Here is a 12,317-nt window from a genome sequence, read left to right on the forward strand (position 1 = left end):
ATGTGTCACGCACCTTTGCGTCTTTTGAAGTCAAGAACTATCGGCATTATTTTGCGGGAGCGTTGATTTCAAACATCGGAACCTGGGTGTATCGAATCGCGCAAAGCTGGCTAGTGTTAACGATCCTTACGGATGGCTCCTCATCAGCACTCGGCTTGGTCACAGCTTTTCAATTTCTTGCCATCCCGTTTCTTTTCCCCTATGCGGGCGGGGTGGTTGACCGGTTTGCAAAGCGGAACGTGCTGATCGTAACTCAACTACTGCTGATGTTGAATTCGCTGGTCATGTGGCTTGTGGTTTTCGCGGGGGTGGTTGAGCTTTGGCACGTGTACTTGCTCGCGTTCGTGCAGGGAGTGATCGTTGCGTTCGATAACCCGGCGCGGCAGGCGCTCGTACCCGAAATTGTTTCCCAAGACCTGCTGGCGAATGCGGTGGGGTTAAATTCGACGTCGTTCAACGGCGCGCGTCTTGTGGGCCCGGCAGTAGCAGGATTGATGATCGCTGCGTTTAACGACGACGTCGGCCCGGCACTCCTGTTGAATACTCTTACGTTTTTGGCGATGCTTATGGCGTTGGTATTGATGGACGTGAAGGAATTGCATCCGGCCCCGAGGGCAGAGCGACGTGGTGCGGGGCGCGGTGGTTTGAAGTATTTGAAGACGAAGCCGGATATCATCGTGTTGCTCGTCGTGGTTTTCATGATCGGAACTTTCGGCCTCAATTTCCAAATTTTCAACGCGACTATGGCCACCCAGATTTTTGGTCAAGGCTCGAGCGAATATGGCATGCTCGGCACGATCATGGCGGTGGGAACGCTAGCGGGAGCGCTTATGGCTGCTCGCCGCAGAAGGCCGAGGATGCGCACGATCCTGCTGGCGTTACTCGCATTTTCGGTGTTAACTATCGGTTTGGCCCTCGCGCCAAACTATTTCGCCTATGCCGTATTGCTGGTGCCGACTGGATTCTTTTCGCTGACCGTCATGACTTCCGCGAATGCTGCAGTCCAGCTCAGTTCTGACCCGCTGTTCCGGGGTCGAATCATGGCGATCTACATGGCGATATTCCTTGGTGGAACCCCAATTGGTGCGCCGATAATTGGCTGGCTCGGTGATGCCTTTGGCCCTCGAGCAACGCTTATATTTGGCGGCGGAATGAACGCGCTCGCCGTCGTTGGAATTCTGATCTTTTTCTGGACGAAGGGAATGCGCCTGCGCTTGACGTACTCAAGATATCTCCCTCGAGTGCACGCTGAATGGACATATCAGGCTAACGAAAAGGAAATTGGCCACTAGCTCGCCAGTCGAGGGTTAGCACTGCCTGGGCAGGCCTGCCTTGCCGTGGGAGGTCGGTGTTACCGCAGGAGGTCCGTAAGCCAAGCGAAATTCGAAATGCCTTGGCTTACGGACCCCCTTGGGATTTAGCAACCTCCGCGGGCGGTATGAATCCCTGCGGGCGGTACTACCTCCGGTGGTTGTACGGGCTGACCGTTTTACAGGCCGACCGTCCCGACTTCTGAGAGTAGGCGCATGAAATATTCCTGTTGGAAGTCGAGCCGATCGATCCACATTTCCTGAGCGGCGTCGGTGGAACATTCGTAGTCGTAAAACCCGCGTAGGTTGTCCAGGTAGTTCGCGATGAATTCGCGTTGTTCTTCGGTGGACTTGTCCATGAATTGCACATAGTTCAGCGTGTCAGCGATCCGGTAGGATCCGAAACGATCAATGTTGTCGCAATCCCCGATAGAAACGGCAACCGGCCCGGGCACGCGGTCGAACAGCATGTACGGCCGGCCGGCGGCGTCGTGAGCACTGCCCTGGGCATCCTCGCGCGGGTTAAAAAGCCCGTCCACATGCATGGCTATGCCCTGTAAAACTTCGTCGGCGGCGGGCCCCGAAAAACCCTCGGCAGTGAACCATTCGCGCACAACCAGCGCTCCCGCGCGCCCGTGATCAACAGGTTGTTCGGCGTCGAACTTTCCAATGTCGTGTAGCAGGCACCCCAGCTCGAGCAGGTCGGAGTCAAGAAATGCCTTGTTGGCAACCATTCGCCCGATTCGCGCTACTCGTAGCGAGTGTTCGAAGCGGTAGCGCTTGGCCGCGTCTGAGGCGTGCGCGCCGGCTAAATGAGAACGGAGAAACTCTTGAGCCTTCTCAAATTCGGGATAGTTTCCCACGGCTACACTCAACTGCTCGTAACTTTACTGTTGGCAGCCACAGCCGTCTGGCCCGCAATTGCCCTCGCCCGGACCGCCGCATTCGCCCTCCTCGGGTTCCATGTCGGAGTAGTCCATCTGGGCTGGGAACGTGTAATCTTCCATCGGCTGGAAAGCGCCTTGCCACACGGTGTTAAACGGCGTGTTCGCACTTACTTGCGCATCGATACCCTGGGTCACGAAATCCTTGGCTATGCGCATCGCCTTGTGAATGTTCGATCCCTTTGCTAGTTGCGCTGTGATGGCGGCCGCCAGTGTGCATCCGGCACCCGATACGCGCGCGGTGCCGATCTTGGGCACAGAGAAGGCGATGGCCTGTTCGCCGTCCCACAGTACGTCGACGGCGTCTTCACCTGGAAAGTCCATCCCGCCCTTGACCACCACATACTTGGGCCCCAACTCTGAAATGCGCTGCGCGGCTTCAGCGAGATCTTCGAGCGTTTCCAGCTCGTCTATACCCGCGAGCGTGCGGGCTTCAAAATTATTCGGTGTAGCTACCGTGGCAAGCGGCAATATCTTTTCTCGTAGCGCATTATCGGTGTCCAACGCCTGCCCCGGCTCCTGCCCTTTGCAGATGAGTACGGGATCGAGAATGATATTCTTCCACTCCTGCTTTTTCAGACCCTCAGCGACGACGTCGATCGTCTCCGGCGTGCCGAGCATGCCGATTTTCACGGTGTCAAGGTTCGCATGACCGGTGGCCGCTTCCATCTGCTGCTCAATAATGTGCGGCGGAATAGGAGTAAAACGGTGATCCCAGCCATTGTTTGGATCGAAGGCCACAATGCATGAAAGTGTGCCAAGCCCGTATGTGCCGAGTTCGTGAAACGTTTTCAGATCAACTTGAAAGCCGGCACCGCCGGTCGCTTCCGATCCTGCGATTGTGTATGCGTACGTGACCATCTTTTACCTTTCGAGTAGGCGCAGGTTATATCCTACGCCTATCTACATGCGGTCAAAAACATCTGGGTGTTTACCCGTGCGGCCCTCTTCACCCTGATCGAGATCATCGATGCGGGCGATGTGCTCCTCGCTGAGCCTCACGTTAAGGCCCTCAAAGTTTTCTCGCTGCCGCTGTTCATGAGCGGACTTGGGGATGACCACATATCCCTTATCAAGGTGCCATGCCACCACAACCTGGGCTGGGCTCGCCCCGACCTCGCGCGCAATTTCGGCAATCACCGGATCATCCAGTACGCCGCCACGGCCAAGCGGGCTCCACGATTCGACGGCGATCCCGCGCTCTTTACAGTAGTTCGCCACTTCACGGTTTTGGCAGTAGGGGTGAATTTCGATCTGGTTCACGGCCGGTACGATTGAGGCGTCAGCAATCAGCTTGTCCAAGTGGTAGGTCTCAAAGTTCGATACGCCAATGGATTTTGCCCGCCCGTCGGCAACGAATTCTTCCATCACCTTGAATGTGGTGACGAAATCGCCGTCGTAAAACATGGGCATCGGCCAGTGGATAAGGAATAGATCGACGTAATCGACACTCAAATCCGCAAGAGATTGGGCGAAACTGGACCGCACGTCATCTTCTCGATGGTTCGGCGTGTTGAGCTTGGTCGTCACGAAAACTTCATCGCGCTCAAGCCCAAGTTCGCGGCCCATTGCCGTCAACGCAAGGCCCACACCCTTTTCGTTGCCATACATTTGCGCCGTATCAAGGTGGCGATAGCCCACGCTGAGCGCCGAGAGAACAACCCGTTCGGCGTCGTCGTTACCAATCTTGTAGGTGCCAAAGCCAAGCTGTGGAATCTGGGCACCGGAGGAAAGTTCAATGAGTGGTTGAGTCATGGCGTCAGTATCGCACGCGCAATGCCGGCGGTCAGCGGTTTTCGTTGATAGCGAGCTAGGTTAGCGGAGTGTCGGGATCGCGCTCGGGATTGCCCGGGAGCGAATCGTCGCCTTCACCGCGCAGGCGCGGCCACGTATTGCCTTCGGGGTGGAAGCCGGAGGTGTTTTTGTAGACTTCACGCACGCGATCCATGTCGGCTCTCATATCGCCGGAGATCTCGATGGATTCACGCCAGCCGTATACCTTGCGGGTGGAGTCAATGTAGGCGAGTGTGACGGGCAGCCCGGACTGTTGAGCAATATGCCAAAAGCCGGACTTCCAATGATCTTGCCTTTTGCGGGTGCCCTCCGGCGCGATGACCAACTGAAAATCCTCAAGTTCTGCCAGCTGCGCCACAATGCCGTCCACCATGCCAGTCTTTCGCGACCGGTCAACGGCGATGCCACCGACTGCTCTGATGATTGGGCCGGTGATCCCCTTCGCCAGAGAATTTTTGACGAGGAACTTGAACGGCACCCCCAAATCCCATAGTGCCATCAGCATAAACCAGCCGTCCCAGTAGGAAGTGTGATAGGCGCCGATAATAATGCCCTTGTTAGGTAGCGGGCCAGGTTCGAAGGTCCACTTCGAAAACTTTTGGTAGGTGCGGGAAATGAACCGTTTGATTCCCAACGAAACTCCTCGAATGTGCTGGTTAGTGGTCGTGCTGATTATTCGGTTGGCCGGGCCAGCTCGGCGTTGACCACCTGAACGAACGTTTCGTAGGGAATGTACCCCGGAATGTAGCTGTAGCCGATGATAAACGCTGGTGCGCCGGTGATTCCTAGGCCTTGGGTAGCCCGCGCAAGGTCTTTTTGAACCTTGGTGGCAATCTCGTCCGAGGTCATATCCGCGGTGAACTGGTCAATATCGGCGACGCCCACTTCACGAGCGGCATCCGCCAGCCCTTCTTCCGTGAAGGCCACGGGAGTTTGGTTTGCGTTCTGCTCGAAAAGATAGTCCCGGAACTGTGCAAACTTACCCTGGTTGGCGGCGGCGAGTGAGCCTTGTGCCGCCAGCACCGACCCTTCTCCGAGTACCGGCAGATTATGGTATTCAATGCGGATCGTGCCATCTTCTACTAGCGGCTGAAGCTGGGGTTCAAGTTCGGTTGCCGCCCGGGTGCAATATCTGCACTGGAAGTCGTAGTAGACCTGCACAAGCAGCTCGGAATCCAGATCACCGGCTGCGAGCTGATCATTGTCGTCTAGCCGCCACTGGGATTCGATGAGTTCCTTTTGATCTGCTTCAACCGGGCCAAGTTCTGGAATTTCTGCGGCGCCCTGGCCGCGCCCTTGCCCCTGGCCGCGCCCTTGCCCCTGGCCGCGCCCTTGCCCTTGACCCTGGGCCTGACCTTGACCCTGGGCCTGACCTTGACCCTGGGCCGCTACCTGCTCTGTTTCCTGTGCGGGAGCTCCACCGCCGCCGTCGTTCTTACCGAGGTTAAAGAAAATGATGGCAATGAGGAGCGCAATGATCGTCACGCCAATCACCACAAGGGCGATCATCAGGTTCCGATTCGAACCCGAATCGCGTGGGGGCTGTGCCATGTTGAGTTCTTCTGCCATATCTCCTCCTTCGGACATCCTAGAGGACGAAGGAGAAAGCAGGTGAATTAGGTTCGAGTTTTTCGATCGCGAGCTCGGAAGCGGCCATTCGGCTCAGCAACTCGTCCAGGTGGCCCGGATCATCAATTTCGATGCCCACAAGCGCCGGCCCAGTTTCACGGTTGTTCTTCTTCGTGTACTCGAATTGGATGATGTCTTCCCCTTCGGCAAGCACCTCGTCGAGGAAGCCGCGCAATGCTCCGGGCTTCTGCGGGAAAGTGACAAGGAAATAGTGGCGCAAACCCTCGTGAATCATGGAGCGTTCGACGATGTCGTCATAGCGTGAGACGTCGTTGTTCCCACCGGTCACAATACACGCAACCGGGCCGGGTGGGAGCTCGTCGACGTAGCCCAGCGCCGCGCTCGCGAGCGCCCCCGACGGTTCGGTGATAATCCCTTCAACTTGGTACAGCTCGAGCATTTCGGTGCAGATGGCTCCTTCGGGAACGACGACGATTTCGTCCAGTAACTCGCGCACAATCTCAAAGGTGATGTCACCGGCGCGCGCGACGGCGGTACCATCGGCAAAATTGTCAATCTCGGCAAGAGTTTGCGGCGCTCCGGCCTCCATCGCAGCCTTCATAGAAGCCGCACCTGCCGGTTCAACGCCGATTACTTTAACTTCTGGATGGAACTGTTTCACCCATGCGAGTGTGCCGGCAACGAGTCCGCCGCCGCCGATTGGAACGATCACCGATCCGGGCGGCTGCGCGGACTGTTCGAACACTTCCTTGATAACCGTGCCCTGGCCGGCGATGGTGCGTTCGTCGTCGAATGGGTGCACGTAGACGGCACCGTGTTCGTTCGCGTATTTCACGGCTTCGATGGAACATTCGTCGAAAGTGGAACCAAAAATCTTGAGCGTCACCCAGTCTCCGCCAATGTCCGCGATCCGGGCGCGCTTCTGACGCGGCGTCGTCGACGGAATGAAAATCGTGCCGTGAATCTGCTTCTCGTTACAGGCGTATGCCACACCTTGTGCATGGTTGCCCGCCGAAGCGCACACCACTCCGTTGGCGCCTTCGCTGGAGTCCATCGTGGCGATGAAATTGTACGCGCCCCGCACCTTGTACGAGCGGCCCACCTGAATGTCCTCCCGCTTAAGTAGCACCGGCCGGCCAAATTTGGCACTGAGCCGGGGCGATTCTTCGAGCGGGGTGGTACGAACAGTGCTGCCAAGCGTCTGGGCGGCAAGCACCACGTCTGTTCCAGTCAGGGCTGTGTGTGTCATGCTCTCATTTTCCTAGGCCGGGTTGCTGAAACCAAATTACCGTGAGCGAATGGGCAGCGGTATCGTAGACGGTAACGGAAAGGACGCGGATGAAGAAGCTTCCAATTGTTGCGGGCATGGTGGTATTGCTGGCCGGGTGCTCCAGCTCGGTTACGCAGCCCGCCTCGCCTTCGGCCCCGCCCGAACCGCCACCGTCGAGCGCCGCTCCCGAACCGGAACCCGAACCTGAACCTGATCCAGTGCGAAACCCGTACGAGGCCGGCGCGGAACGCGACTGGGCGATCGAACTTGATGACGAGCCAAGCGCCGTCGTTTACGATCGGCAAGCCGGCACTGCCGTCGTCGCTTTTGAAACTTCGCGCGGAACATTACTGGAGGCATTTTCGGTAACGAATTCTGGCCGGACCCTTCCCATCTGGAACTACGAAGTTGCCGACGGCGGGATCGTGGGAGCCATGGACGCGGCCAGCGGATTAATCTACGTCCAGGTTGGCGATGGAAACAATTCGGATGACTTGGTAATTTTGAACGCTCGCACGGGTAATGAGGAACTCGTGTGGTCGCGTGCGCACGTGCTTGATGCTGACATTCCGATGCTGGTAGGTGCCTACGATTCAGGTGGTGGCATCGTCAAACTATCCCGGGAGTCAGTGCTGGCCGCGATTGTTGACGAATCCGGAGAAGCCATCGAAGATGAGCGCCTGTTTATGCTTGACCGCTCCACCGACGAGGTCGAGATTGATACTGACCTCGTGTATACGTATTTGGGTTCCAAGGATGGGCCAGCGAACCTTGCCTACCCCGAACTCAGCGTGGTGTATGGCCACAAATGCTGGTCGGTGACTGACGGCATTGTGTGCATGAGGTTGACGCAGGACTCCGTAGTTCAATATGACCGGCGAGGTAACTTGGTAGCCGAAACCGACGTAGATGAGTATGCGGCGATGTTCCTTTACGACGTGGTGGGACTTAACGACGACGTGACGTCGGATGAACTCGCCAAGGCGCTGGCGCAGAACGTGGACGAGCGTGGTGAAGCGGCTGAAACTGGAGAGGCGGAAACTCGCGAGGAGTCCGCGAATGCCGAGGAATCGGCTGAGGATGCAGAGGCGGCAGAGGAAGGAGAAACGCATGGAGAGGCCGGCGAGGGCGATGATGCTACAGACGGCTCACAGTTTCCGGGTTATCGCATACCCGCCATTTTGCACGACGGTGAATGGATCACCGAACTGCCATCCGATGCTACTTTCTTGCCACGGGGAGCGCCGTTCGCCCATGTTGAGGGTAGCTTGATCGACGTCGTTACGGGCACGGAGCTCGTGGACAACCCGGTGCTTGTGGGTGAAGGCAACAGCGCCAACATGTTCTTCGAATGGGACGGCAGAGCGCTGCACTACCTACGCCCACTGGGCTAGAGCTGCATCTGCGCCGCCGGAGCACCATTCGGCAGGAGCACTATACGAGGGGTGTTTTAACCCGTTCGGTGCTCCGCAGAGGTCCATGGCGTGTGGGACAATGGTTCAATGGATGCCAAGCGTGATTTCCCGTTCGAGTTTGAACGCAAGTTCCTCGTCAAGGAGTTGCCTAACGGCGTCGTCGATCACGGTGCCGCGCAGGTTATTATTCAGGCCTATGTGTTCGCTGAGGCCGGGTATGCGATCCGCGTGCGCCTCCAATTCCGTGGGGCACGCCTACCTGAAGAGCCCTTTAATCCCGCCGTCGACGAACTTGGGGCCTACGAGCGGCGTCTTCTCGCCGCGCTAATACGGGATCGGCGCGACGACGCTGTCGCCACCATTGCCGTGAAATCCCCGTCGGTGAGCGGGGAACGCTATGAGATGGAAACCGAACTGGACACCGACGTCGCGATTCAAATCATCCAGCGATCAGCACGCGTGATTGCCAAAACGCGGCACTCGCTGTGGTTTAACGAAGACGGCTGGGAATTCGACGTATTCGCAGGCCAAAACACCGGATTGATCGTGGCGGAAATCGAACGCCTCACGCCCGTCACCAACGTGGAAATCCCGGAATTTTGCGTCACAGAAGTGACCACCGATCCGCGATTTACCAACGATTCGCTATCGAAAGAGCCGTGGCTGCACTGGGACGCCCTATATATGAACGAACTATCCCAGCGTGGGCCGTACTTCCTCAACCTCACGGATTAACACAACGAGGCTGTGGCACGACGTCGTGCGCGCGGCTAGTGCACGCACGTTCCTCACCGCTGTGGTTCAGTCCTGGGGTCGATACCAAAAGTCCAGCGATGCGTACACAATGGGTCTATGCCTGCTTATAAGAAAACGACAGTAATCCCCCAGGCTCTCATCGCGTTGGGACTGACGCTCATCGTTATCGTCGGTATGAGTATGGCTCGCGCGAACGCGATTGCGGAGACCACGGGCGAGAAGTTCGTGACGTACGAAAACCATGATCTGGCAACCATCGGGGACTATACGTCCGAATTTGTTGGCGATAACGCCAATACCGTCCAGTTATTGCATGCCCTGCCACTCGGAGACAGGATCGACAGGGTGGAGATTCACGAGACTGACGTTGACGTTATTCTCAGCGAAGATACCAAGGCCGAATGGTTAGACGAACGAAACGATGCCCTTTATTCGGCTATTGCACTATTCGCGAGTGTCGACAACGCCACGGGCGTGACGTTCTATTCGCCGAGTGCGCAGTATTCGGTGAGCCGCCGATCGGTTGACGATCGTTTCGGCGCTCCACTTAGTGATTTGTTGGAATCGGCGGATGCGTGGCAGTGGGTACGAACCTTGATTCCGATCGAGTCAGAGGCGCTTGTACTCACGGACGAGCAATAGTTGAGGGCTTGAACCCTCCCATATTTACGTGATTGAGAACTTTCCCAAGTCGAGTGAGATAATGCCTTAAATCGCTTTGACATGGGCTCATGTTTCGATATGATAATTTCAAGCTTGCGCACCAGATATTGCTGTGTCGCGCTCGGTAGGGTCCTTCGTGATCGACAACTGAGGTGAGCGGTTCTCTATCACTTCCCTGCCAAACTGGCTGGTACGAGGTGTTTGCTGTCCTCTCGTACCAGCCAGTTCTTTATTTCGGGATATGAGTCCAGACACCGGCGCGGGGAGCCCTTCAAGCTCCCCGCGCGAGCGGTACACCGATTAGATTCGCCTTAGATTCGAGGTATCCGCATGTGTAGTTCCGCTTAGAGTTGAGCCTTGCGGTTAATCACGAGCACCGCGCCCGATACGAGAAGCATCACCTTTAGAAGAACCAGACCGACAACCCCTGCACCGGTAAATGCGAGCGGCGTGTCTGCCTTTGGAACATGAGATGGCTTAGGCGAGGGCTCAGGCGAGGGCTCAGGCGTTGACTCTGGCGAGGGCTCAGGTGTTGGCTCAGGTGTTGGCTCTGGCGAGGGCTCAGGTGTTGGCTCTGGCATTGGCTCAGGTGTTGGCTCTGGCGAGGGCTCAGGTGTTGGCTCTGGCGAGGGCTCAGGTGTTGGCTCTGGCATTGGCTCAGGTGTTGGCTCTGGCATTGGCTCTGGCGTTGGCTCTGGCGAGGGCTCAGGTGTTGGCTCTGGCGAGGGCTCAGGTGTTGGCTCTGGCATTGGCTCAGGTGTTGGCTCTGGCGAGGGCTCAGGTGTTGGCTCTGGCGTTGGCTCTGGCGTTGGCTCAGGTGTTGGCTCTGGCGTTGGCTCTGGCGTTGGCTCTGGCGTTGGCTCTGGCGTTGGCTCAGGTGTTGGCTCTGGCGTTGGCTCTGGCGTTGGCTCAGGTTCAGGAACCTTGACGTACCCAAAGTTCAAGCCGTCAATCTGCATCAGAGCTTCCGGAGTCAAAGTCGCTGTCGTTAGACCGTCAAGTTCCCCATCGGGATCAACGATCAGTTCGAAGCCGTCCAGCTGCGTAGCCTCTTGGTCGATACGCACCGTATATTGCCCGGGCACCAACTGTGTAAAGCTATATTCGCCATTGCGATTAGTTGCCGTTGTAGCGACGACGTTGCCATCGGCGTCCACTAGCTCAATACCGACCTTGGGGAAGCGCATTTCCGATTCCCCAACCGCGCCGTCTCGATCGTCGTCTTCCCACAGGATTCCCGTGAGTGAACCCGCGCCTATGAGACCAAGATCCGCATCAAGGTAGCTTCCTTCTGCTACCAATTCGGGAATGTCTACCTGAAATGGTCCGGGTTTTCTTCCTAGGTGTTTACCCTGTTTTCTATTGTTGCTGTTTTTTCTCGTTGCTGCCAGTATTCCGTTTCGACCTCGTGTGGCGTGCGGTAGTTGAGTGCTTGGTGGAGACGCTTGGTGTTCCACCAGTGCACCCACTCGAATGTAGCGATCTCGACTTCGAGAACATCGGCCCATCGTCGGGTATGAATGATCTCGTTCTTGTATGAGCCGTTGACGTTCTCAGCCAGCGCATTGTCATAACTGTCACCCACACTGCCAGTGGATTCAACAATTCCAGCATCCACGAGATGCTGATGATAGGTCAAAGATACATATTGAGACCCGTGATCTGAATGATGAACCAGGCCTGTGGTTGAGCGAGCGTTCCAGATTGCTTGCTTGACCGCTTGGAGCGGTAATGCCTCGGTTTTCATGGAATCTGACAGCGCCCAGCCAACAATCTTCCTGCTAAAAGCGTCGATTACGAACGCCGCATACACGAAACCCGCAGTGGTTCTCACGTAGGTGATATCAGCGACCCACAATCGATTCGGAGCACTAGCTGTAAACTCGCGTTGAACCAAGTCTGGGCGAGTATCGATGTCCTTACTCTTGACTGTGGTGACAGGATTTTTACCTTTCCGTTTACCTGCCACTGCCGCCAATTTCATGATCCGCCGCGTTTGCTCACGACCAATGTCAACTCCTTGACGTTTCAAGGCACGCCACATCTTCCGCACCCCATACACCCCGTAATTCTCAGCATGAATCTGGCCAACGAGCTCGACCAGCTCGCGATCCCTGACCTGGCGAGCTGACGGGGCACGTTTCTTCGCATCCCGGTATCCACGGGAGGTGATAAAGCCTCCTTCACGGTGATTCTTCAACGTCTGACAAATGAACTCAACACTGAAACGATCGCGATACTCATCGATAAATGCGATCATTTCCGACGTTTGGGGTCGAGTTCGGACGCGAAAAAAGCCGATGCAGCCTTCAACAACTCATTCGTGTCACGCAACTCTTGAACTTCACGACGCAGTCTGGCATTTTCGGCAGCCAGATCTTCGGGCAGGCGTTGAGGAACTTCTCCTTCACGTCGAGCTGCCTGGGTCCATTGCCGGGCAGTATGCCACGAGACCCCGAGTTTTGGTGCAACTGCTTGGCATGCTGCCTGCATCGAAAGCCCCTCAGCAAGGATCCGATCCTCAACAAGACGAACCACACGATCCTTCGCTTCCTGATCAAACTTCTTCGCCATA

General features: G+C 56.6%; 12 protein-coding genes. 4 read left to right on the forward strand and 8 right to left on the reverse strand.

What is annotated here, in order from left to right:
• The first annotated feature begins 2 nt into the window (after positions 1–2).
• Complete coding sequence (locus tag J2S70_RS04795) at positions 3–1,292, forward strand: MFS transporter (RefSeq protein ID WP_307682598.1); 1,290 nt, start codon at positions 3–5, stop codon at positions 1,290–1,292.
• A 197-nt stretch (positions 1,293–1,489) separates the two neighbouring features.
• On the opposite strand, the gene J2S70_RS04800 is transcribed toward J2S70_RS04795, so the two are convergent.
• The 6 genes from J2S70_RS04800 to ilvA are packed head-to-tail and all read right to left on the reverse strand — an operon-like array spanning position 1,490 to position 6,887.
• Positions 1,490–2,173: an HD domain-containing protein gene (locus J2S70_RS04800; protein WP_307682599.1), complete on the reverse strand. Its 684-nt coding sequence runs from the start codon at positions 2,171–2,173 to the stop codon at positions 1,490–1,492.
• Between the two features lie 24 nt (positions 2,174–2,197).
• Positions 2,198–3,115, reverse strand: coding sequence for a bifunctional hydroxymethylpyrimidine kinase/phosphomethylpyrimidine kinase (thiD, locus tag J2S70_RS04805; protein ID WP_307682600.1), 918 nt, complete (start codon positions 3,113–3,115; stop codon positions 2,198–2,200).
• A gap of 42 nt (positions 3,116–3,157) precedes the next feature.
• On the reverse strand, positions 3,158–4,009 hold the full coding sequence (locus tag J2S70_RS04810) for an aldo/keto reductase (RefSeq protein WP_307682601.1): 852 nt from the start codon (positions 4,007–4,009) through the stop codon (positions 3,158–3,160).
• Between the two features lie 55 nt (positions 4,010–4,064).
• Positions 4,065–4,682 (reverse strand): 1-acyl-sn-glycerol-3-phosphate acyltransferase, encoded by a 618-nt coding sequence (locus J2S70_RS04815; RefSeq protein WP_307682602.1) that lies wholly within the window; start codon positions 4,680–4,682, stop codon positions 4,065–4,067.
• A gap of 38 nt (positions 4,683–4,720) precedes the next feature.
• Entirely contained in the window at positions 4,721–5,617 is an 897-nt protein-coding gene (locus tag J2S70_RS04820) for a DsbA family protein (RefSeq protein WP_307682603.1), read from the reverse strand.
• A gap of 19 nt (positions 5,618–5,636) precedes the next feature.
• On the reverse strand, positions 5,637–6,887 hold the full coding sequence (gene ilvA, locus J2S70_RS04825) for a threonine ammonia-lyase IlvA (RefSeq protein WP_307682604.1): 1,251 nt from the start codon (positions 6,885–6,887) through the stop codon (positions 5,637–5,639).
• 89 nt (positions 6,888–6,976) lie between these two features.
• Here ilvA and J2S70_RS04830 point away from each other — a divergent pair, with 89 nt between their 5' ends.
• The 3 genes from J2S70_RS04830 to J2S70_RS04840 all read left to right on the forward strand — a co-directional run bounded on the left by J2S70_RS04830 (position 6,977) and on the right by J2S70_RS04840 (position 9,721).
• Positions 6,977–8,302 (forward strand): hypothetical protein, encoded by a 1,326-nt coding sequence (locus tag J2S70_RS04830; RefSeq protein WP_307682605.1) that lies wholly within the window; start codon positions 6,977–6,979, stop codon positions 8,300–8,302.
• Positions 8,303–8,410: 108 nt separating this feature from the next.
• Positions 8,411–9,058, forward strand: a complete 648-nt coding sequence (locus J2S70_RS04835; RefSeq protein WP_307682606.1) for a CYTH domain-containing protein — start codon at positions 8,411–8,413, stop codon at positions 9,056–9,058.
• A 117-nt stretch (positions 9,059–9,175) separates the two neighbouring features.
• Positions 9,176–9,721 carry a DUF4825 domain-containing protein gene (locus J2S70_RS04840; RefSeq protein WP_307682607.1) on the forward strand — a complete coding sequence of 182 codons (546 nt, stop codon included), beginning with the start codon at positions 9,176–9,178 and terminating at the stop codon, positions 9,719–9,721.
• A 365-nt stretch (positions 9,722–10,086) separates the two neighbouring features.
• On the opposite strand, the gene J2S70_RS04845 is transcribed toward J2S70_RS04840, so the two are convergent.
• Both J2S70_RS04845 and J2S70_RS04850 read right to left on the reverse strand, forming a co-directional pair.
• Positions 10,087–11,043 carry an SdrD B-like domain-containing protein gene (locus J2S70_RS04845; RefSeq protein ID WP_307682608.1) on the reverse strand — a complete coding sequence of 319 codons (957 nt, stop codon included), beginning with the start codon at positions 11,041–11,043 and terminating at the stop codon, positions 10,087–10,089.
• A gap of 38 nt (positions 11,044–11,081) precedes the next feature.
• A protein-coding gene (locus J2S70_RS04850) for an IS3 family transposase (protein WP_307682232.1) occupies positions 11,082–12,316 on the reverse strand; the annotation gives its coding sequence in 2 pieces (ribosomal slippage) (positions 11,082–12,025 and positions 12,025–12,316; 1,236 coding nt in all).
• Position 12,317: the final 1 nt, after the last annotated feature.

It is taken from the genome of Trueperella bonasi, assembly GCF_030811535.1.
Lineage (GTDB): Bacteria > Actinomycetota > Actinomycetes > Actinomycetales > Actinomycetaceae > Trueperella > Trueperella bonasi.